Annotated in this window: 23 protein-coding genes; 7 read left to right on the forward strand and 16 right to left on the reverse strand. The window is 63.3% G+C overall.

Annotated elements, in window-relative coordinates; translation table 11 throughout:
* Nucleotides 1-6 precede the first annotated feature (6 nt).
* The 4 genes from EY713_RS04970 to EY713_RS04985 all read right to left on the reverse strand — a co-directional run bounded on the left by EY713_RS04970 (nt 7) and on the right by EY713_RS04985 (nt 2,390).
* A complete protein-coding gene (locus EY713_RS04970) occupies nt 7-1,017 on the reverse strand; it encodes a zinc-binding alcohol dehydrogenase family protein (protein WP_245572896.1) in 1,011 nt (336 codons plus the stop codon).
* Nucleotides 1,004-1,405, reverse strand: coding sequence for a DoxX family protein (locus EY713_RS04975; RefSeq protein ID WP_131113838.1), 402 nt, complete (start codon nt 1,403-1,405; stop codon nt 1,004-1,006). Before EY713_RS04975 ends, EY713_RS04970 begins: the two co-directional genes overlap by 14 nt.
* A 10-nt stretch (nt 1,406-1,415) precedes the next feature.
* Nucleotides 1,416-1,808 (reverse strand): YybH family protein, encoded by a 393-nt coding sequence (locus tag EY713_RS04980; protein ID WP_165491030.1) that lies wholly within the window; start codon nt 1,806-1,808, stop codon nt 1,416-1,418.
* Between the two features lie 105 nt (nt 1,809-1,913).
* Nucleotides 1,914-2,390 carry a YybH family protein gene (locus EY713_RS04985; protein WP_131113840.1) on the reverse strand — a complete coding sequence of 159 codons (477 nt, stop codon included), beginning with the start codon at nt 2,388-2,390 and terminating at the stop codon, nt 1,914-1,916.
* A gap of 108 nt (nt 2,391-2,498) precedes the next feature.
* On the opposite strand from EY713_RS04985, the gene EY713_RS04990 reads away from it, so the two are divergent.
* The 3 genes from EY713_RS04990 (at nt 2,499) to EY713_RS05000 (ending at nt 4,564) form a co-directional block, all read left to right on the forward strand.
* A complete protein-coding gene (locus EY713_RS04990; RefSeq protein WP_165491031.1) occupies nt 2,499-3,410 on the forward strand; it encodes a LysR family transcriptional regulator in 912 nt (303 codons plus the stop codon).
* Nucleotides 3,411-3,541: 131 nt separating this feature from the next.
* Nucleotides 3,542-4,003, forward strand: a complete 462-nt coding sequence (locus tag EY713_RS04995; RefSeq protein ID WP_131113842.1) for a nuclear transport factor 2 family protein — start codon at nt 3,542-3,544, stop codon at nt 4,001-4,003.
* A gap of 27 nt (nt 4,004-4,030) precedes the next feature.
* Entirely contained in the window at nt 4,031-4,564 is a 534-nt protein-coding gene (locus tag EY713_RS05000) for a YybH family protein (protein WP_131113843.1), read from the forward strand.
* A 24-nt stretch (nt 4,565-4,588) separates the two neighbouring features.
* Here EY713_RS05000 and EY713_RS05005 read toward each other — a convergent pair whose 3' ends face one another.
* The 7 genes from EY713_RS05005 to crtI form a co-directional block, all read right to left on the reverse strand.
* Nucleotides 4,589-5,473 (reverse strand): MBL fold metallo-hydrolase, encoded by an 885-nt coding sequence (locus EY713_RS05005; protein ID WP_245572897.1) that lies wholly within the window; start codon nt 5,471-5,473, stop codon nt 4,589-4,591.
* 29 nt (nt 5,474-5,502) lie between these two features.
* Nucleotides 5,503-6,486, reverse strand: a complete 984-nt coding sequence (locus EY713_RS05010) for an alpha/beta fold hydrolase (protein WP_131113845.1) — start codon at nt 6,484-6,486, stop codon at nt 5,503-5,505.
* On the reverse strand, nt 6,483-7,871 hold the full coding sequence (locus tag EY713_RS05015; RefSeq protein ID WP_131113846.1) for an aldehyde dehydrogenase family protein: 1,389 nt from the start codon (nt 7,869-7,871) through the stop codon (nt 6,483-6,485). Before EY713_RS05015 ends, EY713_RS05010 begins: the two co-directional genes overlap by 4 nt.
* Before the next feature lie 4 nt (nt 7,872-7,875).
* Nucleotides 7,876-8,988 (reverse strand): glycosyltransferase family 2 protein, encoded by a 1,113-nt coding sequence (locus EY713_RS05020; protein WP_245572898.1) that lies wholly within the window; start codon nt 8,986-8,988, stop codon nt 7,876-7,878.
* Complete coding sequence (locus EY713_RS05025) at nt 8,985-9,716, reverse strand: lysophospholipid acyltransferase family protein (protein ID WP_131113847.1); 732 nt, start codon at nt 9,714-9,716, stop codon at nt 8,985-8,987. Before EY713_RS05025 ends, EY713_RS05020 begins: the two co-directional genes overlap by 4 nt.
* A gap of 89 nt (nt 9,717-9,805) precedes the next feature.
* On the reverse strand, nt 9,806-11,329 hold the full coding sequence (locus EY713_RS05030; protein WP_131113848.1) for a phytoene desaturase family protein: 1,524 nt from the start codon (nt 11,327-11,329) through the stop codon (nt 9,806-9,808).
* Between the two features lie 31 nt (nt 11,330-11,360).
* On the reverse strand, nt 11,361-12,932 hold the full coding sequence (gene crtI / locus EY713_RS05035) for a phytoene desaturase family protein (protein WP_210215311.1): 1,572 nt from the start codon (nt 12,930-12,932) through the stop codon (nt 11,361-11,363).
* Nucleotides 12,933-13,035: 103 nt separating this feature from the next.
* Here crtI and EY713_RS05040 point away from each other — a divergent pair, with 103 nt between their 5' ends.
* From EY713_RS05040 to EY713_RS05055, 4 genes are all read left to right on the forward strand, one after another.
* A complete protein-coding gene (locus EY713_RS05040) occupies nt 13,036-13,515 on the forward strand; it encodes a DUF2141 domain-containing protein (protein ID WP_131113849.1) in 480 nt (159 codons plus the stop codon).
* Nucleotides 13,512-14,483, forward strand: coding sequence for an ABC transporter ATP-binding protein (locus tag EY713_RS05045; RefSeq protein WP_131113850.1), 972 nt, complete (start codon nt 13,512-13,514; stop codon nt 14,481-14,483). Before EY713_RS05040 ends, EY713_RS05045 begins: the two co-directional genes overlap by 4 nt.
* Complete coding sequence (locus EY713_RS05050; protein WP_131113851.1) at nt 14,480-15,685, forward strand: ABC transporter permease; 1,206 nt, start codon at nt 14,480-14,482, stop codon at nt 15,683-15,685. The genes EY713_RS05045 and EY713_RS05050 overlap by 4 nt, the downstream gene beginning before the upstream one ends.
* Nucleotides 15,686-16,038: 353 nt before the next feature.
* Nucleotides 16,039-16,824 carry an SAM-dependent methyltransferase gene (locus EY713_RS05055; protein ID WP_131113852.1) on the forward strand — a complete coding sequence of 262 codons (786 nt, stop codon included), beginning with the start codon at nt 16,039-16,041 and terminating at the stop codon, nt 16,822-16,824.
* Between the two features lie 72 nt (nt 16,825-16,896).
* Here the strand turns inward: EY713_RS05055 and EY713_RS05060 are convergent, their stop codons facing one another.
* The 5 genes from EY713_RS05060 to EY713_RS05080 all read right to left on the reverse strand — a co-directional run bounded on the left by EY713_RS05060 (nt 16,897) and on the right by EY713_RS05080 (nt 22,043).
* Nucleotides 16,897-18,249 (reverse strand): aspartate aminotransferase family protein, encoded by a 1,353-nt coding sequence (locus tag EY713_RS05060; RefSeq protein ID WP_210215312.1) that lies wholly within the window; start codon nt 18,247-18,249, stop codon nt 16,897-16,899.
* A 149-nt stretch (nt 18,250-18,398) separates the two neighbouring features.
* Nucleotides 18,399-19,127, reverse strand: a complete 729-nt coding sequence (locus tag EY713_RS05065) for an esterase family protein (protein WP_131113853.1) — start codon at nt 19,125-19,127, stop codon at nt 18,399-18,401.
* Complete coding sequence (locus tag EY713_RS05070) at nt 19,124-20,089, reverse strand: acetylxylan esterase (protein WP_131113854.1); 966 nt, start codon at nt 20,087-20,089, stop codon at nt 19,124-19,126. The genes EY713_RS05065 and EY713_RS05070 overlap by 4 nt, the downstream gene beginning before the upstream one ends.
* A 152-nt stretch (nt 20,090-20,241) precedes the next feature.
* Nucleotides 20,242-21,138 (reverse strand): fructose bisphosphate aldolase, encoded by an 897-nt coding sequence (locus EY713_RS05075; protein WP_131113855.1) that lies wholly within the window; start codon nt 21,136-21,138, stop codon nt 20,242-20,244.
* A gap of 413 nt (nt 21,139-21,551) precedes the next feature.
* Entirely contained in the window at nt 21,552-22,043 is a 492-nt protein-coding gene (locus tag EY713_RS05080; RefSeq protein WP_131113856.1) for a MarR family winged helix-turn-helix transcriptional regulator, read from the reverse strand.
* Between the last annotated feature and the right edge of the window lie 261 nt (nt 22,044-22,304).

Raw genomic sequence — 22,304 nt, forward strand, 5'->3', positions numbered from 1 at the left:
CGCGGTTCAGGTCAACACGACGATCTTGCCGCCTGCTTGATTGTCTTCCATGCAACGATGCGCCTCGACGATCTCGTCGAGCCGAAAGGTCCGGCCGACCTCCGCCCGCAGCGTTCCGGCCTGGATCTGGTCGACGAGAGATTGCAGCGGCATCGCCATGAAGTCCTGCACGCCGCCGTCATAGGTCGTCAGACAGACGGCGGTCGGAATGACATCCATGGGGCTGAAATCATCGAATGACCATGCGTTTCCGACCATGCCGGTCATGCAGACGATGCCGCCCGGCCTGACGCAACGGAGCGAGTCCTTCAGTGTCGTGGCTCCGATCAGTTCAAGCACCTTGTGGACGCCGCCCGGAATGACGTGCGAGACGTCTGTGGCGATCGTTCCGGTATCTATGATCACTTGTTCGGCCCCATTGGCCCGCAGCAGCGCCTCACGATCCGCGCGGCGGGTGGTCGACACCACCTTCGCACCATGGTTTTTGGCGATCGAGGCGGCTGCCAAGCCGACGGAGGTCGTCCCGCCGCGAATCAGCAGGTGCTCACCCGGCGCGAGCCGGAGGGCGGTGAACAGCGAGCCCCAGGCGGTCTGCAACATCTCCGGAACGGCACCCAAGCGATCCCAAGGCAAGTCCGTCTTGACCACCTGGACCTGAGCGGCGGGCACGCAGGTGAACTCGGCATAGCTCCCGTCGTAAGCGCGACCCATGCCGCCCATCACCGTGGCGACGATGTCATCCTTGGCGAAAGCGCCCCCGGGCGCCTCCACAACGAGGCCGACGGCTTCGATCCCAAGGACGCGCGGCAAGAGGACGTCGGGAGATTGTCCCTGCCGCGTGAATAATTCAGACCGATTCAAGCCGAAGGCTTTGACGCGGATCAGCACCTCGCCGGGCTTCGGAACCGGCACCGGTCGCGTCTCGATTTTGAGAACCTCGGGCCCGCCAGCCCCGTGCATCACAACCGCCTTCATGGTCGCCACGATCGCCTCCTCGTTCGGTTCAAGGTTGCTCATTGCGGGAAGCGAGCCAGCCGTCGAGACTGAACCCCGGCGCTCCATCCCTCGCCAGGATCAGAAACCCACCCGCCATGGTCATGTTCTTGAAAAAGTTGATCATCTGATTTTGGTCGGCGAAGTCGGTGTGAAAGACGAGGGCCGTCAGCAGGCACCATCCCGCCAGAACCAGGGCGAGCGGCCGGGTGCCGAGCCCGATCAACAGCAGAAGGCCGCCGACGAGTTCCAGGGCGGCGGCCGGCCAGATCAGAAAGCCGGGCAACCCATGGGCCGCCATATAGGCTTGTATCGCCGCAACAGCGCTGACTTTGCCCAATCCCGAGATCAGAAACAGCAGGCACATGAGGACGCGGGCCGGAAGATCGACCCATCGGGTTGAGAGCGGCATTGCCTTATCCTTACGCCGGCAAAGTCGTGTTGAAGCAGTAGCGCGCGATCTTCCAGGCTGCATCGATCCTCTGAAAGAGGAAGAGTTCCTGATTGGCTTCCGGGATATCGGCCCCGGTCGCCAGCAATCTGATGGTGCCCGTCGAGGTCGTCCGGGCGAGAACCCAATCGGGCGCGATCTGCCGCAGTTCGGCGATCGAAAACGCGATGTCGAGCGCGATCGCCTGAAACATTCCAGCATAGGCTTGATGGACCGCCTCGTTGCCGACGCAGGGGGCCATGTTCTGCGCCATCAACACGCCGTCCGGCGCGTAAAGCGCCGCTATGGCATGCGCGTCGGCCGCATTGGCGGCATGGCCATAGGCCTTGAGCAGCGCAGCGGCTGATTGTTCGTCCGCATTCATGTTAAAACTCCGGGTGGGCGCGGATCGGATGGATGGACCACGCGCGAGATGTGCCGACGAAAACGTGGAATCGTTGTTCATCCCTTCGGATGAAAGCCGTCCCAATCACGGGATCGGCGGATTCGTGGGCGAAAAGCTGTAGCGCGCGATCCGCCAGGTGCCGTCCTCGCCCTTTTTAAAGACGAACAATTCCTGGTTGGCTTCCGAGGTCGTCTTTCCGGTCGAATGATGATCCGTCGTCCCGGCCGAGTTCGTCCGCACGAAGGCCCAGGTCGGCGCCATTTGCTCCAATTCAACAACAGCGAATTTGACGTGGAACTTCAGTTCGGCAAAGACGGCGTCATAAGCTGTCTTGATCGCAGTCTTTCCCACCGCAGATTGGCTAAAGGGCGGCATGAACACGCCGTCCTCCGTGTAGAGCGGAAGGACGCGGCTCGTGTCACCCCCGTTCAGAGCGGCATTATAGGCCGCCATCGTGTGCTCGATCCCGGCTTTTGCTTCTTCGGCACGCCCCACGGCGGAGCCGAGGCACAAGAAAGCGACGGTTGCCAGAGCGGTTCTGATCGAAAGGCTATGCGTCATGCTGGGTCATCCGGCGTTGGTCAGTGTCGACGCTGGACACCTAGTCAAATGAGCCGGATCCCATTAGCTGGCAAAGTCGCAAATGACTTTCTCGCAGGTGAGAAGACGATGTCCGATCTCAACGCGTTACTTCTGTTTGCCCGCGTGGTTCAGGCGAACAGCTTTTCGGCCGCCGCCCGTCGCCTCAAGATTCCAGTCTCGACTGTGAGCCGCCGGATCGCCGAGCTTGAAAACCAGCTCGGGGTCCGCCTGCTCGAGCGCTCGACCAGAAGTTTGCGCCTGACCACCGTCGGCGCGGACGTCTTCGAACATGCGCAACGGGGTGCCGAACTCAGCGATGCGGTCGACAATGTCGTGTCCGACACGCTGTCGCAGATATCGGGAACGTTGCGGCTATCGGCGCCCCCGAGCCTCGCCGATGGCTTGCTGGCTCCGCTGGCTGGTGCGTTCCAAACGCTGTATCCCGACGTCCGCATCCAAGTCTTCGTGACCGATCGGATCGTCGATCACATTTCCGAGGACGTCGACCTCTCTTTTCGCGTGGGGCCGCTCCGCGACTCCTCGTTGATGGCTCGCCGGATCCTCACTTACCGGCATCAACTCGTCGCCAGCCCCACCTACCTCGCCGCTTGCAAAGCGCCGGAGACGCCGCAGGATCTACTCGACCATCGCCTGCTCGCCTTTTCGTTCTGGCAGACCGGGCATAGCTGGCGGTTGACCAGCCTGGACAGTAAGGACAAGCAGACGCTCGGCTTCGAACCCTTTCTTGCGATGAACGACTATGCCGGTCTTGCGGTCGCGCTTTTGGCCGGCGCCGGCATCGGCGATCTGCCGCCGGTGGTGCAGCCGCATCTCCTCCGCGAGGGGCGTTTGGTGGAGGTCATGCCAAACTGGCGGTTTCGCCGCTTGGACATGTCGATCGTGCATTTCGGCAATCGCCACGTTCCGCGTCTGGTCCGCATCTTCAAGGACTTCGCGGCCGAGATGGTGCCTCGGCTGTTCCCCGATCTTCCCGCCTGATCGGGCTTCCCACAAACGGGAAGGTGTTTTCCAGCAACGCCGTCTAACGGGAGGCCGACCGATCTCGTAGGGCTGTGGTTGAGCTCGGCCGCCGGCGTTGGTGGATCCCGCGCGGCGCAAAGGACACAGACATGGACCAGACCCCGATCGACGTCGTCCTGGCGATCCTACAGAGCCCGAGAGACCTCGCGCATGTTCGGGCCCTCGTGACCGACGACTTCACTTATGTGTCGTTGAATTATGACAATCCCGATCTGAAGCGGATCATGCCGTGGTGCGGGACGTCGCATGGCGCCGAAAGCATTGTCCGGACCTTTACGGACGTGTCGCGGCATTGGGACGTTTTATCCTTCGACACAGGAACGGTCTTCGGCTCCGGCGACAATGTTGCGATCTTCGGACGCTTTACCTATCGCTCGATCGTTTTATCGACCCTCGTCACGTCACCGTTCTCAGTCTTCGCCACGGTTCGCGACGGCAAATGCAGCGCCATGCAGTTCATGGAGGACACGTTCGCGACCGCGGCTTCGTTCCGCAGCGGCGGACACTGGACCTTCCACGGCGACCCCGAAGGCTCCCCCGTTACCATCTGACACCGTCGTTCAAGAGGAACCGAAACAATGCGCTCATCGATGACGGTGACGGCGGCTCTCTTGTTGGCCATAGCGGCCGAGGCGTTGCCGGCCCAAGCTCAGAAAGGCCACGATGGTGGCCCGTCAGGCGCCTTCAGCTATTCGCAGGACACGCAGGTCGCATCGGACCAACGCGCTGCCAAGGCCGTGGTCGCGGCCTATCAGGAGGGTCTGAATACGGCCGACTTCGGCAAGATCCGCCCTCTCTTCGCCCCCGATGCCGTGGCCGAATGGAACAACAAAACCACCGTGGTCGGTGTCGACGCGATGGCGGCTCCTTATGCGGCTCTGTTCAAGGACGCAAAATTCGACACCGATTTTCAATATGACGCCGTCGATCTCTACGGCGATATCGCGATCGTTCGAACCCACCATCCCGTCGGACAGATGGAGCTCAGCCTGAAAGACGGGACCAAGTCGCTCGATTTCAATCGCGAGATCTTCGTGCTTCACCGAAGTGGACCGGCTTGGACGATCGTCCTTTACACCTTCACGACCCAGCCCAGACAAGGCGAGCAATAAAGTAGAACAGGTTCGTCAATTCGGTTATTGGGGCTTGAAGGCAAAGTGATCGGCCTCCGCCACGATCCGGCCGACGCCGGGGAACGGGAAATGAGGCGCGAAGATCAGCGTCTTCCCATCCGCAAGCGTCTTGAGTTCCGCCCGACGGGTTGTCTCGCCCAAGTCCTCGTCGTTGTCATATCCGATCGCCCATTCAGGCTCGGCTAACGAGACGATCGAACTATGCGCGGTGTCGCCGATATCGACCAACGTCTGACCCTCGGAGGTGATCTGATATCCGACATGGCCCGGCGTATGACCCGGCAGCGACAGAGCCGTCACACCGGGGACGATCATGCCGCCCGGCTCGAAGGTCTCGACGCGCGGCGCGATGATCTTGGCGAGAGCCTGGCTGTCGGGCTGGCTCTGCATCCACGCCCATTCCTTGGCCGAAAGGTGGATCGTCGCCTTGGGAAACGCCAACTCTCCCCCGGATGTCGCAAGGCCGCCGACGTGGTCGAAATGCGAATGCGTGATCATGATGTCGGTCACGTCGCTGGGCTTCACATGGGCCTGCTCGAGGCTCCCCATCAGCGCGCCGTGAACGGTTGGGCCGAGGCCCGTATCGAACAGCATGACGCGATCCGGCGCCTTCACCAGCAGAGCATCGACCCCGAGCGTGATCTTGTCGGTCGGCGCACCGGCCGCTTTCAGAACCCGCGCGACATCGCTCGGTGCGACGCTCGCTCCAAACACCTTACCGTCGTTCTCGAGCACGTTGTCGGCATCGCGGAGCGACACGACTTTCAAGCTTCCGAGGTCAAATTCGTGAGCAGCAGGAGGGACCACCACAGGTTTGGCGAGGGCGCCACTCGAAAACGAGACAGCCGTCACAAGGGCGGCTGATAAGCGGAGCGTACGGATCGTCATGGGCATGGTCCTTTATGGCGCGATCGCATCTATCTCGGTCGCGACGGTCGAAAAGGCGAGTCCGGCCCGGCCGCAAGCCAGTCGCGAAGGTCGGCGGCGGATCGTTCCGCGATTTGCTGCATCGGCACATGGCCGATGCCGGGATAGACGATCAGGCGGGCCCGCGGCAGAGCGGCGGCGATCGCACGGGCCTGCGCCACCGGCACGAGGCGATCGGCATCCCCGGACATCACCAGGGTCGGTCGATCAAACAGCGGCAGTCGAGCCAGCATGGCCGTGTCACGCTGGCCGATCTGCAGCCCGGTGAGGATCTCGCGATGGCCCGGTGCCCGCGCAAGATCCGTATATTGTTGCACCAGCGCGTCCGTCACGGCCTCGCGGTCGCCGAAGGCATTGCGTAAGCCATGCCGGACCAGCGGCGTCAGGTCGATGTGTCGGAGAGCGAAACGCGCGATGGCGCTGCCGAGCAGGCGCACGACGAAGGGCGGGGACGCGGTGGTGGTCGAGACGGGTTCTGCGGCCCCGATCGAGGCGACCAACACCAGACCGGCGATGCGGTCGGGGTTGGCGAGCGCATAGGTGGCCGCGACCTGACCGCCCATTGAATTGCCGATCAACACGACGCGCGCGAGCGACAGCGCCTCCATCAGGGCGGCCACACATGCCACCATGCCGAGAAGGCTTGGCTCGTAGCTGTCGGGTGCGGCCGTCAATCCATGGCCGGGCAGATCGATCAGCAACAGCCGATAGGTTGATTTGAGCCGCTCGGCCCAGGGCAGCCAGTCAAGGCTGGACGCCGAATAGCCATGAACGCAGACAAGAACAGGGGCGTCGACCGGGCCGATGTCACGATAATGCAGCCTCATGCCGTTCGGCAGCGTCAGCCACCGGGATCTGTCGTCGGCATAGCGTCGATCGAGAACCGAAAACGGAATATCGCGCCGCCAGAGCGCCAACGCCAGCGCCGCCGCTCCCATGCCGATCATCGCGACCTTGCGCGCCGCCTTCGTCATTTCAGCATCCCGGCAATGATCCGCTCGGCGCGAGCGCCATAAGGCGGTTGCAGCAGGCGGGTGATGCTGAAACGGCTCTGCACGAACACCGGACGGCGATGCGTGAAGGCCTCGAACCCGGCCTGCCCATGATAGGCCCCGAAACCCGATGCGCCGATACCGCCGAACGGCAGAGCATCGACGGCCGCATGCAAAACCGTTTCGTTGACCGCAACGGTGCCGGACGACGTTCGGTCGAGCAGCACTCGCAACGACGCTTTGTCGCGGCCGAACCAATAGAGCGCCAGAGGTCGCGGCCGATCATTGATGATCGCGATCGCATCGTCGAGCCGATCGTAAGCCAAAACCGGTAAGACCGGCCCGAAGATCTCCTGCCGCATGATGGGGGCATCGAGGGGCGGATCGAGCACCAGCACTGGCATGATGCGGGACGACGTCACGGGCCCGTCGAACATGGCGACGCTGGTCAAACCGGCCGTGAGGTCGGCGAGCCGACGTTGGGCCGGCTCGCCCCGCACGGCCGACATCATGCCGGGATCGGGATAGAGCGCATGCGCGGACGCTTTGGCAGCATCGAGGAAACGATCTCGGAGCGCGCGCGGCACCAGCACATAATCCGGCGCGACGCAGGTCTGGCCGGCATTCATCAGCTTGCCGGCCATAATGGCGCGTGCGGCTTTGTCGAGATCGGCATCATCGGCGACGACGACGGGCGATTTCCCGCCGAGTTCCAGCGTCAGCGGCGTCAGATGGTCCGACGCGGCCGCCATCACGCGGCGTCCGTTGGCGGTCGATCCGGTGAACAACAGATGATCGAGCGGCAGCCGTGTCATGGCGACAGCGAGATCCGGGCCGCCTGTCAGGACCGCCACCTCGTCGGCCGAAAACGTCTCGGTCAGCATCGCGGCCATGAGGTCGGCGGTCGCCGGCACCAGTTCGGATGGCTTCACCAACACGCGGCATCCGGCCGCAAGCGCGCAGATCAGGGGCAGAAGCGTGAGTTGGAGCGGAAAATTCGACGGTCCGAGGATCGCCACCACGCCGCGCGGCTCCTTGCGGATATGGGCGCGCGCCGGCCAGAACGGCAAACCGAGCCCGACCCGCTCGTTTGCGGCCCAGCGCGCGAGGCGTGGGCGCGCATAATCGACGGCCCGCAACACGGCCGCGACCTCGGCCACCAAGGTCTCGACCCTGGCCCGCCCGCCGAAATCCGTATCGATGCTCTCGACAAACGCATCGGCCCGAAGGCGCACCCCATCGCGAAGCCGCGCCAGCGCATCGCGGCGAAGCTGAACCGACAACCCGCCCGCGCGATCCCAAGCGGCGCGCAGACGAGCGTAAGCCGGGCCAGGATCGTCCACCTCGATCGACGCGCCCGGCCCCATCCGCCTAATTCTCAGCCAGATAGGCGCGCCCACGCCATTCGGTCGGGCGCCCGAAGCGACGACGCGCCAAGGCGGTCCACTGAATCGCGAGCGTGACGAGAATCCCGAGCGGATGCAGCGGCACCGTCGACAACGGCTCGCCCGCGACACGCGACTGAATCGTTCGAGCCACGAGCGGAAGCACGCAGGCTAAAGCGGTGACGCCCGTCACGGGCCACGACACGCCGCTGACCAGATCGACCGCGAGCAGCAACCAAGGCAGCACATGACCGCCGAACAGAAGCACGGTCCAGATCGGCAGCGCGATCGGTTTGGCCATTCCCTCGGTGGCGTTTTTCAGGAAGCCCGTCCAGAGCGCAGCAGGGCTCTGATACATGCGGCAGGTCGCCAGCGCCGCGCCATTGACGAGATCGGTTCGAAGACCCGCTGCCCGAAACAGCCGCGGCAGCTTCAAGCCGTCATGCAAGCTGCGCCGAATGCCGGCATGGCCGCCGGTTCGGTGGTAAGCCTCGGCGCGCACCATCATCATCTGCCCGCACCCAGCCGCCAGTCCCACCTGCCGGCTTCGCCGCATCATCCCGACCGGCAGATATCCGAGCAGGAGCGCGTTGATGATCGGCACGACCATCCGTTCCAACGCGCCGCCCATCTCCTGGCGCGGCACGCCGCTCACGAGATCGACGCCCTTGGCCGAAGCGAGACGGGCCGCCGCTTCGGGTTGCAGCACGACATCGGCGTCGAGAAACAGCAGAAAGGGTTTATCGGTCAGCGATGCCAGCACCGAGCAGGCATGCTGCTTGCCATTCCATCCCGGTGGCAAAGGGGGCGCCTGCGCCAGAGTGAGGCGGCTATCGCGCAGTGCGATGGCACGTACTACCTCCGACGTTCTATCGGTCGAGGCATCATCGAGAACGATCACCTCGATGTCGGCCTGAACATTCGCAAGCGCGGCCTCGACACATCGGCCGATCGCACGTTCCTCGTTACGGGCCGGGATCAGGATCGCGACGGCGGGCCGCGTCGTGGGCAGCGGCGGGGTCGTGATCAGGCGGACGTTAAGAAGCGTCATCACCAGCGGCAGTGCCGCCAGGGCAAGAACGACGAGAGCAAAGATCAAGGCTGCTCTCCATGCGCTGCGCTGAACCGTTCACCGCGAAATCTGGCGCGGGTCCAGCGCCACGCATCATAGACGCCGCCAACCCCAACACTCCCGTCGAGCAACGTCGTAAATCGGTCCGCATCGCGTGCGATTGCATCAGCCGCAAGCGCATCCATCGCGGTGCCGAGCGCATCGGCCAGAGCGTCATGTCGGTTGCGTTTGTCGAAGCCGAGCAAGGAGCGTGCGGCAATGGCCGGTCCGAAGCGAAGCAAGGCTTCCGGTTTGCGCTCCTCCCAAAACGGATAATCGACCGCGAGCGGCACCAGGGTCGCATCGGGCGTCCGGTCCAAGAGATGGGCCAAGCCTGGCGCGAGCCGGACGGGACGCTCCCGCACATCGGCGAAACGCCCCTGCGCCGTCACGACCAGTAGCCCCTCCGGCCTCGCCAGAACGGTGGCGGCGGTTTCCAAAAAGACCGAAGCGCCGCGACGGCTATCCTGCGCGACCCCGAAGGCGCCGATCCGTGGCATAAAGCCGTAGCGTCGCGTCATCTTTTCGTCGACCGGCGCAAATCCAGCTCGGCCCGGAAACAGCTTCGCGAGGAGCACCGGGATCACGGCCGCATCCCACCACGACGGATGGTTCATATAGATCACGAGACGCGGCGTATCGGCCGGCGGGGGCGGGCCGGCCTTGGCGATACGAACCGCGTGAAAGTCCCGCCTGAGTGCGCGAGCGAAGATCATGGCAAAAGCCGAGACCCACACCGGCGACCGTCGCGCAAGGCTTTGCCGCGCGTCGGCCGAAAGAGTGCTGGCGCGCCCCGACATGACGGTTAGGACGCGCGACGCAAGGACGTCCGATCCTGATCCAGCGCATCGGCGGCGATCCAGCCCGACATCATCACCATGGGCATGCCCGGACCGGGATGAGCGGCGCCGCCGGCCAGATAGAGGCCCTTGACCTGTCGCGAGCGATTGCCCGGCTTGAAAGCACCAAGAAACTTGCCGTGGCTTGCCAAGCCATAGATGGCGCCATTCAGCACCTTGTATCGGTCATTGATATCCTGCGGCGTCAGGGCCCGCTCAAAAACGATCCGCTCCTCGATATCCGGCATGCCACCCGTCCGCTTGAGCTTGTCGAGGATCACCTGGCGATAGGCCGGAAACATTTTGGACCAATCATGGTGCGGCCGAAGATAAGGTGTGTGCACCAAAACATACAGCGCTTCGCCGCCGGGAGGCGCAACCGTCGGATCGGTGCGCGAGGGCGCCGCGACATAGCAAGTCGGATCGGGGGCGGGCTCCCCCTTGTCGTAGATCCAGTCGAATTCTTCCTTGGCGCTGCGGGAGAATATGAAATCGTGATGCTGCAGATGATCGTAGCCGCGCGACAGCCCAAGATAGAGCACGACACCGGAACAAGCCGGCTTGAACTTGTCCCGATAGGTGGCGGCCGGCGCACCGCCGACGAGATCGGTATAGGTGCGAATCGAATCCATGTTGGACACGACAGCCGAGACGGGATGGCGGTCACCATTGGCCGTCGTGACGGCCGTAACGGCTCCCTTGACGATGTCGAGGCCGGTCACCTCCGTCTCGCCCAGCAGCGTTACGCCGAGGCGACGCGCAAGTCCGGCCAAAGCTTCGGCGACGGCGCGGGTTCCGCCCACGGGATACCAAACACCCTCGCTCGCCTGCATATGCGCGATCGCGCAGAGCACGGCGGGCGACGCGTAAGGCGACGAGCCGACATATTGGGTGAAGTGGTCGAGCATCTGGGCGACACGTTCGTCGGCCACATGGGCGCGCACGCTGCCGGCCACCGACTTGCCCATCTTGAGCGCCATCACGTCCCGCAGCGTCGTCGGGCTCATGTTGCGCTTGAGGTCGATCGTGTCGCGCAAGTCCTCCACGGCCTTCCAGAAGAAGAACCGCTCCGACACGCCATGCAGCGTCTCGGCGAATTTTTGGAAATTCGTATAACCTTGGCCGAGTTTTGCGCCCGGCGCGAAGCCGTCGAGCGTCTTCGCCATGGTGGCGACATCCTCGTGCAGATCGAGGATCGCGCCATCATCGAAGAAGCAGCGCCACTGCGGATCGAGTCGGATCAGCTCCAGATGATCCTCTAGCTTTTCGCCCGCTTCGGCGAAAATTCGGCGCAAAACCGCCGGGACCGTCAGGATCGTCGGGCCCATGTCAAAGCGGAAGCCGCCTTCGTTCAACACCGCAGCTTTGCCGCCGAACCAGTCGTTCTTGTCGAAGAGGGTCACGGAATGGCCACGCGCCGCCAGCACGACCGCCGCGGCCAGTCCCCCCAAACCACTGCCGATCACGCCAACGGGCAGGCTCTCAGTCATCGTCATCCTCGGTCTGTGTTGAACAGCGTGATCATGCTTGGCTCGACGCCACAAGCGGCATGTCGTTGGCGGTAGCGGTCGGGATACGGTCGGCCTGCCCAAGATCGCTGAGGACGAGATCGCTGGTGATCCGCGCTCCCTCATAAATGACCGGCAGACCTGACCCCGGATGGGTTCCGCCGCCTACAAGATAGACGCCGTCGACACCGTCGAACTTGTTATGCGGCCGAAACAGCAACATCTGATCGAGTGAATGCGCGAGGTTGAAGGTCGCACCGCGATAAATCGACAGGTCGTCCCGCCACTGATCCGGCGTCACGACCTTTTCGAAACGAATGCGGTTGCGGAGATCGGTCAATCCCAAACCTTCGAGCCGCTCGAGCACCATATCGCGGAATGCACCACCTTCGGCGGCCCAATCGACCTTGCCGCAGTGACCGACAGGGACAAGCACGTAAAGCGACGAATAATCGGCGCCGCCGAAGGCCGGATCCGATCGGACCGGGTTCTGCACGTAGATCGACGGTTGCTCCGGCGGTTTTTCAGCAGCCTCGATCTCTTCGATGTTCCGGCGATAATCCTTCGCCAGAAAAATCGTATGATGGTCGAGATGGTCATAGCGACCTTCGATGCCGAGATAGAGCATAAAGGTCGAGCAAGAATATTGCGCTTTGTCGATGCGCTTATCCGACCATCTCCTGCGGAGGCGCGCCGGGATGAGACGCGGAATCGCGTGGGCGAAATCGCCGTTCACGACAACGGCATCGCACGCCTCGCGGCCATTGGCGGTGACGATGCCGGTCGCCACTTTGCCTTCGAAGTCGATCGATCGGACCTCCTCGCCCAACCGGAACTTGACCCCGAGCCGGCGTGCAGCTGTCGCCATGCCTTCACTCAGCGTCCCGCAGCCCCCCATCGGGTGCCATACGCCAAATTCATATTCGAGGAACGACAGGATCGTGAAAAGGCTCGGGCACCGAAATGGCGACATGCCGAGATATTTGGTCTGAAACGAAAAGGCGAGGCGGATCCTCGGATCCTTGAACAACTTGCTGAGATCGCCGTCGACGGACGAGAATGGCGCGAGCAACCCCAAGGATTTCAAGACATCCGGGCTTAGCAGATCGAGTGGGCTCAGAAACGCTTTCTGTAAAACCGGGCGAAATGCCTCGAGCTTGGCCCGGCCGCGCGCGATGAAGCGGCGGATGTTCTTGGCATCCTCTGCGTCGATTTTTGCAATCTCGACTTCGAGCCGGTCGAGATCGCTGGTTGTGACAAGATCCGGCCCATCTTCGAACTTCAGCCGATAGTGCGGATCGAGACGCTTGAGCGTCACAAAATCAGCAAGGTCGAGACCACATCTATGGAATAGACTTTGCAAGATCTCGGGATAGAGAAAAAACGTCGGTCCAATATCGAACCTGAACTGTTCCGCTTCGATGGTGCGAGTCCGTCCGCCGACCCGGTCGGCTTTCTCGTAGACGGTGACGTCAAGGCCCGCAGCCGCGAGCATCATGGCGCTGGCAAGCCCACCGGGACCGGCTCCAACGACCGCGACCCGCTTAGGCTTCAGTGAGTTTTCGAGACCGACATGCATGTTCATCGCGTTGTGTTCATCCCGCTGCCCCGCCCTATAAGAGAGGGCTGACGCACGCAGGTTCAAGACCCCGCTTGCGAGATGAAGCTGCAACCAGCAGGTTAGGCCCATGTGCGACGTGCCAACACGACAGCCGGCTCAGCCGACCAGGATTGCGCGACGTGTTTGGTCGCGGTTAACCGCCGCAACGGTGGCGGTTCTGGCGGGAGGCCTGAGCACCGCCTATGCGGCGGAGGTCGTGGTCCGGGTCGAGGGCGTCACACCTTCGCAAACCCGCGTCTATGTCAGTCTCTGTACGGGGGGCTTGGAGCCGGATGATTGCGGCAATGCCCAGGTCGTGGGCGCCGACAGCCCCACGCTGCAGGTCCGCTTTGCGAACGTGCCGCCCGGCGTCTATGCGGTCGCGGCCTTTCAGGACTTGAACGGCGACGGTACGTTGGACCGATCGCCCCGTGGGCTTCCCCGCGAACCTTACGGATTCTCGCGCGAGGCCGGTCGCATGACGTCGCCCCGCTTCGATCGAGCAGCCTTTACGGTCGAGCGCGATGTATCGGTCGCGGTCCGGCTGGCCTTACCGGGGCGTCCATGACGTCAGCCGGGTCAATGACGCCATCAGGACCGACCGACATCGTCGCTCATGTGTCCAACATCCGCGTCGACAGAGCGCACCGCCTGATCTTGGATAACGTCACGCTGGAACTCCGCGCCGGTACGGTGACGCTTCTGGCTGGGCCGAACGGCGCCGGCAAGACAACTCTGATCCGTGCTTTGAGCGGCAGCATCGTTCCGACATCGGGCCAGGTCGGCGTCGTCGGCTACGCCCCAAGCCGCGACCGCCGCGCCCGTGCTGCTCTCGGCCTCGTGCCCCAGGAGATCGCGCTCTATTCACGGCTGAGCGTGCGGGAAAATATCGAGGTTTTTGCCGCGTTTTCGGGCGGGCGCGCAACCCCGGCTCTCGTCGACCATTGTGTCGCCCGCACCGGCCTCGCCTCCGTCGCCGACGCTCTGGTCTCGACCCTGTCGGGCGGCTTTCAACGCCGCGCCAATATTGCGTGCGCGCTGGTTGGTCGTCCACGCCTCCTGCTGCTCGACGAACCGCTGGTCGGTCTCGACCCTCTCGCGCGGCGCGCGATTTGCGCGGACCTGAAAAGCCTTGCCCGCACCGATAACGTGGCGTTGCTGCTCGCAACGCATGACCTCGACGACGGCGAGGCGATCGCCGATACGGTCGTGATTCTGCGGGCCGGTCGCATCGCGGCCCAGGCCAGCCCGACCGACCTCGTCACGGCCCAATTCGCGGCGGAGACGAGCCGCACCGAGGTGCTTTTGATGGATCAACCCGATGACGCCGCGCGATCCGCCTTGATGACGCGCGGCTATGTGCCAACGGCCGAAGCCACGGTCTGGCGCGGCATCCATCGCGCGGCCGAAGGACCCGTGTCGCTCGAGACCGCCGATCTCGGCCTCCCGATGGCGCAGATCCGGGAGTTGCGGCAGCGGCGTTTTCGGCTTGGCGACGCTTATGAGGCGATCGTCGGCCCCGGCGGCGCGTCTTGATCCTCGCTGCCGTTCGTGTGATGGCGCTTCAAGTGCGGCGGGATATTCCCACCCTCGTGATGACCTTCGCGTTGCCGCCTGTGATCTTCGTGTTGCTCGCCGCGATCTTCGCTGGCGCGACCGGAACCGAATTGCGGCTCCACGTCGGCATTTTGGATCGTTCGCACAGCAGCGCGGGCCAGCGGCTCGTGCAGGCGCTGCAGCAGCAGCCGACCTTTCGTACCAGCATCGTGACCGGCAACGAGGCCGGCCTCGACACCGCCGTCCGCGACGGCGGATATACGGTCGGGCTCCTGATCCGCGCCGACCCGGCTGCCGACACAGGCACGACGGGAGCGGCGCCGCTGCTGGTGATCGGCAGTTCGAGCCGGCCGGCCGCCGCCGCGATCGTGGCTGGACAAGTCCTGCAAACGCTGAACGAAAAGCTGCCGGACGTCGCCTTGTCGCGCATCATCGGGGATGTCGAACGCGCTGGACGGCTCGAGAACGACGAGCGCAAGTTTCTGGAAAGTGCGTTCTCCGACGAGGTCGGCAAGGGCGGCGGCGGCTTCGCCTTCTCCCGCCTGGTCGAGCAGCGCAATGCGGCCAACGACGCCATCTCGGGTGGACCGATCGCCTATTATGCCGGGGCGGTCTCCGCGATCTTCTTGCTGTTCGCCGCAATGCAGGGGGCCGCCACTCTGCTCGACGAACGCAATGGCGGCATTTTCGCTCGTCTCCAGGCCGGCCCCTATGGCCTCACACCGCTGCTGATCGGCAAATTTATCTTCCTGACCGCGCAGGGCGCCCTGCAGGTGGCTGCCATTTATGCGACGGCCTTCCTGGTCTATCGCGTCGACATGCTCGCCAACCCTGGGGCTTGGCTGATCACCACCGCGCTCGCCAGTGCGGCCGCGGCGGCGCTCGGCTTGCTGGTCAACGCCTGTTGCGCGACGCGGCAACAGGCTCAGTTGATCATGAGCTTCGGAGTTCTGATCGTCTCGGCCATCGGCGGCAGCATGGTTCCGCTCTATCTCATGCCGCCCTGGCTGCAGAACCTCAGCTGGCTCACGCCCAACGCCTGGATGATCGCGGCGTTCCAGGTCTCGCTTCGGACGTGGGCGACATCCGGCCTTCTGCTGCAATGGACCGTCCTGTTGGCCATCGCGGTGGCGGCCCTGACGCTGGCGATCGCGAGCATCGGGCGCCGCGAGATCGAATAGCCTCCGACGGGTCCAAGAGAGACGGACCTCCTGCAAGACTGGACGCCAGATCAGTTCTCGACGTATCGCGAGAAACTGCGTGACGTATACCAAATCGATCTAAAGAGCTGATCAAACGCCAACAAGGTTAACACCCCTTGAAACGCAGCGTTTCGGCGATGCCGGGAGAAGGCAATAGCGGAAAGACTTACTCCCAATGACCGAATAGGACCGCCACTACTTCGCTCCTATCGTCTCGAGGTCGAGAAGAAGGCGAACAACGCCCCAGTACTGCAGCGATTCTGCGTCAGCCCTGTGACGCGAGTTTCAGCGGTGCATCGTCAATCGGGGCCGACCGAAGCGAAGGAAGCGCAATGCATGTGTTATTGATGCGGCGATTGTTGCGTGCCGCTGAAATGCAGCGCGAGATCGGGCTGCGAAGCTTCCTCTCCAAAATGCTTCATCGGCTTCTTCGCGCAAGCGGGTGGATCCCCCGCGATTACAAAACATTCCTCAAGCACAAGACACGAGTCGATCTCCTGTTCGACACAGAAAACGGGGTCGAAACGAGCGGGATCGACTACATCTATGGGCTCACCGTCGATGGGCCGAACGCACGCTTTGGCGAAGCGCATATCGCGAGCGATCCGAGCGAATTCAGAACCGTTTTCGAAAGCGTGGATGTCGATTATCGGCGCTTCACTTTCGTCGATCTGGGGTCGGGAAAGGGCCGAGCCGTGATGTTGGCCGCCGCGTTGCCGTTCAAGGCGATCGTCGGCGTCGAATTCACCAAAGAACTTCATGCCATCGCGACCGCCAATGTCGGGAAGCTTCCAGAGCCAGACCGTGACCGCATCAGCCTGCTGCATGGGGATGCGGCCGCCTATGACTTTCCGACTGGACCCCTGATCGTCTTTTTTTACAACCCGTTTGGGCGCGCCATCATGCGGCAAGTCGCCGACCGCCTGGCCTGCTCACGCCAGGACAGCCCGCGCGACATTCTGGTCGTCTACCTCAATCCGATCTTCGAGGAATCGTGGGTCCGAGCGGGTTGGCGTGTCTTACGCTCCAGCACCGAAGCGGCGCTCTTTCAATGGCCGACCTCGAGCCAAGCCGCCGTCGTAAGTCACGCCGAGCCCGAGACCGTCTTACCGGCGTGATTCAGTCGGGGGCCGCCGCGCGGAGGTGGCTCGGCTCGTGTCGCGGGAGAGCCTCGACCAACGGGACGCGCCTCATGGCGGCGACGCCGACCGATCGGACAAAGCCTCGTCGAGCGCCGCCACGAACGTGTCGACATGGGCGGTCGAGAACACAATGGGCGGCCGCAGCTTCAACACGTTGGCTTGTGGCCCTGACGCGCTGATGAGCACGCGCTTGCGCCGTAATCCGTTGACGACCCGCGTGGTCGTGGCCGCATCAGCGGTTTTGGCAGCCCTATCGCTGACGATTTCGACGCCGACGAAGAGGCCTGCGCCGCGCACGTCGCCGATCGCTTCGTGCCGGTTTGAAAGCTCTTCGAGTGCGGTCCGGAGATAGAAGCCGACCTGCCGCGCATTGGCGACCAGCGCGTCGCGCTCGATGACCTCGAGCACTGCGAGCCCGGCCGCGCAGGAGACGGGACTACCGCCGAAGGTGTTGAAATAACGCGAGGTACGGCCGAATTCGGCAACCACCTCGGGCCGCATAACGACCCCGCCGATCGGCTGCCCGTTGCCCATCGGCTTGCCGAGCGTCACCATGTCGGGCTCGAGGCCGTGCCGCATGAAGCCCCACAGAGCATTGCCGGTTCGCCCAAAACCCGACTGGACTTCGTCAGCGACCCAGAGAGCGCCCGCCTCACGCACGGCCTCGGCAGCTTCGGCCAGAAACCCGGGCGGGTCTGCAAAGACGCCATCGCTGGAGAAGATCGCGTCGCAGATCATCATGGCGGGCTTGATGCCGTGCTTGTGGAGATCGGCGATGGCGGCCCGGACATCGGCCGCGACGGCAGCCCCAAGATCGGCGTCGCCCCGGCGATAGGCATCCGGAGCACGCACGGTGCGAACATGGGGGCCGCGCGGCACACCCGCGCCGAGCGAGGGCGAGAACTGGCTGACCGCGTCGGTGACGCCGTGGTAGGCAAGATCCGTGACGATCACGCCCGTACCGCCGGTGTGGCTCTTCGCGATCCGGTAGGCGAGGTCGTTGGCTTCCGATCCGGTGCAGGTGAACATCATATGGCCGAGATGCTCGGGGAACAGGCCGAGCAGTTTCTCGGCATAATCCAAGATCGTCTCATGCAGATAGCGCGTATGCGTGTTGAGGGTCGCCCATTGCCGGGTCACCGCCGCGACGACTTCGGGCTGGCCGTGACCGAGGGACGCGACATTGTTGTAGACATCAAGATAGGCATCGCCAGCCGCGTCATAGAGCCAGACGCCCTCACCCCGCACCAGATGAACGGGCTCCTCGTAGAATAAGCGATAGGCCGGGCCGAGCACCGTCTCGCGCCGCGTCATCAGGGCGTGCTCGGCCGCCGTGACACGCTGCGAGCGCCCCGGCATATCGGCATTGACCCTGCCGGGAATGGGGCTCGTCGGGGCCATGGGGTCGCTCCTTCTCGCAGACGTGTCAGGATCTTCGGCGCGACGATGTCCGCTGGTGTCCGACCCCGTGTTAACGCGAGCGTGGGTTACAGGCTATCCGGTGATCGATACGCTTGGTGGAAGACTAGCGTGTCGCGTCTTGCCGCGCGTCACACATAAAGGGCCGCCATCCGTCGCCAGGCGCCGGCGCGGTGAGCGCGTCCATCCCAGACATGCAATTGGTGCGACACGTGCTTCTGGTCGAGCAAATGGCTCAGGTGGTGATTGTTGTCGAGGAACGGATCTTCGGTGCCGATCGTCAAGACGATGTCGAGCCGGCGCAGCTTATCCAGCCTCCACCCACATTGCAGGCCGGGAAGGAAATGCGTCGGTGTGTGGAAATAGATCTCGTCATCGTAATAGCCGTCGAACAGATCGTCGAAACACTCGACCTTCATCGACAAGTCGTACCGACCGGAAAAGGCCACGAGCTTGCGGAAGAGGTGCGGATGGCGAAGCGCGATGCTGGCGGCCTGGAACGCACCGAGGCTGCAGCCCATCGCGATCGTGCAATCATGCGGGTTGGTCGACGCCATCAAGGGAAGCACTTCGTTGAGGATATACTCCTCGTAGGCGGCGTGGCGTCTGATCCGATCGGCCGGATGGCGCCCGACATCGTAAAAGGTCTCCCGCGCCAGTCCTTCGATGCAATAGAGCTGCAACTGCCCGGCCTCGACCTTGACCGCGAGGCTCGCGACGATGTTCAGCGTCTCATATTCCCAAAAGCGCCCGTCCCGCGTTGGGAACATCAGCACTTTTGCTCCGGCATGCCCGAAGATCAGCAGCTCCATGTCCCGGTGGAGTCGGGGACTATACCAGCGCCGGTAGTCTCGCTTCATGTCGCCCTGAAGAGATGCCTGACTTTTTCGACAAGGAGCGCGTGTTGCTCCTCCATCTGAGGATAATCCACATGGCCTGCATCCAGAATGACGGTTTCATGATGATTTGACGTCGCAAGCCCATTGGCGACCGAAAACTGGCAGGGCGGTGCCACCGCTGGATCGAAGCGGGCAACCGCGACCAGCATCGGGATCGCGATACGCGTCGCGGCCGTTGCGGCGTCAAAGAGCCGAAGGGTCTGCAGCACGTCCGGATGCGTTGTTCGATAATGCTGCACGGCGCCGGCGCTCCCGAGGGTCGGCAACGTCAGCCAGAGCGGCATATTGCCGAACGTCGGCACGACGAGATGGCCACGATCGATCCGCCGATCGGCAGCGATCGCCAGAGCGCCGATACCGCCGCCGAGGCTCAGGCCGCTGTAGCCGATCCGTCCTTCGAGGCCGGGATAGAGCTCGGTCAGAACCGAGACCGCCAACCAGACGTCATCGACACAGCCACCCAGAATCGAGGTTTCCGGTTTGTCGATCCCGGTCAGCACATGCCGGGCGGGATCACTGGAGATCGGCGGGCGGCGACTGCGCGAGAGCCCGCGAAAGCAGGGAAACAACACCGCCGTTTCGGCCACGGGAAGATCGAAATCCGGCTCGTCTCGGCCGCCATAGCCATGCCCGACGACGAGACCACGCGTGACGAGACCGTCTCGTGGCAGCAGCAGCCAGCCCCCGATCTCGAACTGGTCGGTCGAGGTATAGACGATGTCTTGAACGTGCCACGCGGGATGCTGAGACGCGCTCGCGCTGAGCCGCGGCTCAGGATGAATCCCAAGCGTCGCCGCGTGGCGCGCCCGCCAAAACTCATCGAAATGAGGCGCTGGCTCCGGCGGCTGGATGGCGCGAAGCGCATCGAGGTCAAGGCCATAGGTCGGATCGAACGGATAGGAATGGTCTGTCGGGATGCTCATCCCATGCTTGTTCCGTGAAACGAGCCGACAGGCAAGACGACCACACCGATCGATCCCGCACAAAGGATCGATGCGTGGGGTCGCCCGGAAACCCTGTATGCGCCCCGAAGGGCAAGCCCGAACTCGATGCTGTTCGGGCTACCCCTCGCGGCTCAGCCCTTGACGGTCGAGGCACCGAAAATTTCGGTGATGGCTTCGGCCAGCTTGGCGTCGAAATCCGCTTCGCTCATCGACACGCGGAGATCGCCGAGCAGCGCCCGCGAGAAGCTGGCGATCATCCCATGATTGGCCGAGAGACGCTTGCAGGCGTCGGTTCGCGTATAGCCACCCGACAAAGCCACGACGCGCGCGACCTTGGGATGTGCGATCAGCGGTGCGTAAAAATCCGGGACATCCGGAATGGTCAGCTTGAGCATGACCTTCTGGCCTTCGGGAAGCGCATCGAGCCCCTTGGTCAATTCAGTGCGGAGAATGGCTTCGGCGCCGGCTTTGTCTGGGCTCTTGATCGAGACTTCCGGCTCGAGGATCGGCATCAAGCCATGACCGGCGATCTGCGCGCCAATCTCGAATTGTTGGCGCGCAATGGCCGCAATGCCGCTCTCGGATGGGAGATTCACGACGGATCGCATCTTCGTGCCATAGACGCCGAGGCCGACCGCGCGGTCCAGCAAGGCATCCAGCCCGGGGATCGGCTTCATGAGGCTGACGCCATCCGCCTCGGTCTCGAGACCCTTGTCGACCTTCAGGAATGGCACGATACCGCGGTCGTCCCAGAGATAAGATGGCACGGGCTTCCCCTTGGCCTGTCCATCCATCGTGCCCTCGAACAGGATAGCGCCGATGATCTTATCGCCCGTGAAAGCGGGAGCCGTCATGATCCGCACGCGCATCTCATGCATCAGCTTGAACATCTCGGCATCGCCGCTGTAGGCGCTATCGGGAATGCCGTAGAGGCGCAGCGCGCCGGGGGTCGAGCCGCCACTTTGATCCAGCGCCGCGATGAAGCCCGGTTTGCTGGACATCTGCGCCGTCATTTTTTCAATATTCATCTTGGTTTCCTCACCTGCCGCCGAGAGGCTCAAGGAAGCGCTTTGACCTCGACCAATCAGCCCCTGACCACCAGAGTTTTCGCACGACCGTTCTTCCGCGCGCAACGTCTTGCGATGCTGGCTCGCGCAATGACTTACGGGACGTTCATTGCGGCGCCATGAAACCGCGCCTCGCAGTTCATTCCAGGGACGCCTCGGCCCCGCTCCCGTTCGTGCCTTGGCCGTAAACCAGCCATGCGCCGATGTCTGTTGCGTCGGGTCGTGAAACCTTTAATTTGGCACTGCGCTGCTTGCGGCGCATGCCCTCCTTGGGCGTTTCCTCCCTAGACTTGGGCCGCTTGCGTTATCGCAGGCGGCCTCTTTCTTTCCAGCCTGGATGTCTGGATGGATCGAGCTTGGCTGGCCTTGCGCGTCTAACGTGCCTTTTGCGGCGCACGCGTCTCGCCGAGGTGGATCGAGCCGGCTGCGCCGACCTCCATCGCCAGATCGATCGCCCTGAAGACACGGAGCGTGGCGTCGATGTCGGACGGATCAATCTCCGACAAAACGCCATCCCTCAAATCGGCCAGCACATTTTCGACGCGTCGGGCGAGTGTTTCGCCATCTGGCGTCAGCCAAATCGTCTTCGCCCTGCGGTCGCCGAGATCATCCCGCCTGATCAGCAATCCAGCGGCGCTTAATTCGTCCAAAAGCCTGACGAGCGACGTCCCTTCGATCCCGACATAACTCGCAAGCACGATTTGCCGAACGCCCCCGCCGAGCCGATGGACCCAAACAAGAGCCGCCGCGCGCGCCTGCGAGATGTCATGCGCCGCCAAAGCCTGCTGGGCGAGTTTTCGCCATTTGCGGCTTGCCTGCACCAGCGTCGACAGCACGGCATGTCTGTTTGCATCCGCTTCGCTCATGCAGGGATCTATCGCAGAGCGACCGGCGGCATACAATGCCAAAGCGGATTTTGACGATCGCGCCCCCAGGGTCGCGGCGCGATCACTTCGGTCGGGCTCACTTTGGTCGCACTAAGCCGATGGGGACATGTCGTCCGCCGCGACGGCGCTGTCGATCTCGGGACATGCCCGATCAGATGATCGGATCGCACAAAGCTTCGGTCAAGTCATGCAGGACAGCGGGATGTTGCAGCGGAGCATCGCCTCACATTGCGAAAGACG

It is taken from the genome of Lichenihabitans psoromatis, from assembly GCF_004323635.1.
In the GTDB taxonomy this organism is placed as follows: domain Bacteria; phylum Pseudomonadota; class Alphaproteobacteria; order Rhizobiales; family Beijerinckiaceae; genus Lichenihabitans; species Lichenihabitans psoromatis.

Coding starts and splice junctions, on each gene's coding strand:
- EY713_RS04970 (WP_245572896.1), bottom strand. CDS start 1,017: ATGAGCAACCTTGAACCGAACGAGGAGGCGATCGTGGCGACCATGAAG.
- EY713_RS04975 (WP_131113838.1), bottom strand. CDS start 1,405: ATGCCGCTCTCAACCCGATGGGTCGATCTTCCGGCCCGCGTCCTCATG.
- EY713_RS04980 (WP_165491030.1), bottom strand. CDS start 1,808: ATGAATGCGGACGAACAATCAGCCGCTGCGCTGCTCAAGGCCTATGGC.
- EY713_RS04985 (WP_131113840.1), bottom strand. CDS start 2,390: ATGACGCATAGCCTTTCGATCAGAACCGCTCTGGCAACCGTCGCTTTC.
- EY713_RS04990 (WP_165491031.1), top strand. CDS start 2,499: ATGTCCGATCTCAACGCGTTACTTCTGTTTGCCCGCGTGGTTCAGGCG.
- EY713_RS04995 (WP_131113842.1), top strand. CDS start 3,542: ATGGACCAGACCCCGATCGACGTCGTCCTGGCGATCCTACAGAGCCCG.
- EY713_RS05000 (WP_131113843.1), top strand. CDS start 4,031: ATGCGCTCATCGATGACGGTGACGGCGGCTCTCTTGTTGGCCATAGCG.
- EY713_RS05005 (WP_245572897.1), bottom strand. CDS start 5,473: ATGACGATCCGTACGCTCCGCTTATCAGCCGCCCTTGTGACGGCTGTC.
- EY713_RS05010 (WP_131113845.1), bottom strand. CDS start 6,486: ATGACGAAGGCGGCGCGCAAGGTCGCGATGATCGGCATGGGAGCGGCG.
- EY713_RS05015 (WP_131113846.1), bottom strand. CDS start 7,871: ATGGGGCCGGGCGCGTCGATCGAGGTGGACGATCCTGGCCCGGCTTAC.
- EY713_RS05025 (WP_131113847.1), bottom strand. CDS start 9,716: ATGATCTTCGCTCGCGCACTCAGGCGGGACTTTCACGCGGTTCGTATC.
- EY713_RS05030 (WP_131113848.1), bottom strand. CDS start 11,329: ATGACTGAGAGCCTGCCCGTTGGCGTGATCGGCAGTGGTTTGGGGGGA.
- crtI (WP_210215311.1), bottom strand. CDS start 12,932: ATGAACATGCATGTCGGTCTCGAAAACTCACTGAAGCCTAAGCGGGTC.
- EY713_RS05040 (WP_131113849.1), top strand. CDS start 13,036: ATGTGCGACGTGCCAACACGACAGCCGGCTCAGCCGACCAGGATTGCG.
- EY713_RS05045 (WP_131113850.1), top strand. CDS start 13,512: ATGACGTCAGCCGGGTCAATGACGCCATCAGGACCGACCGACATCGTC.
- EY713_RS05055 (WP_131113852.1), top strand. CDS start 16,039: ATGCATGTGTTATTGATGCGGCGATTGTTGCGTGCCGCTGAAATGCAG.
- EY713_RS05060 (WP_210215312.1), bottom strand. CDS start 18,249: ATGGCCCCGACGAGCCCCATTCCCGGCAGGGTCAATGCCGATATGCCG.
- EY713_RS05065 (WP_131113853.1), bottom strand. CDS start 19,127: ATGAAGCGAGACTACCGGCGCTGGTATAGTCCCCGACTCCACCGGGAC.
- EY713_RS05070 (WP_131113854.1), bottom strand. CDS start 20,089: ATGAGCATCCCGACAGACCATTCCTATCCGTTCGATCCGACCTATGGC.
- EY713_RS05075 (WP_131113855.1), bottom strand. CDS start 21,138: ATGAATATTGAAAAAATGACGGCGCAGATGTCCAGCAAACCGGGCTTC.
- EY713_RS05080 (WP_131113856.1), bottom strand. CDS start 22,043: ATGAGCGAAGCGGATGCAAACAGACATGCCGTGCTGTCGACGCTGGTG.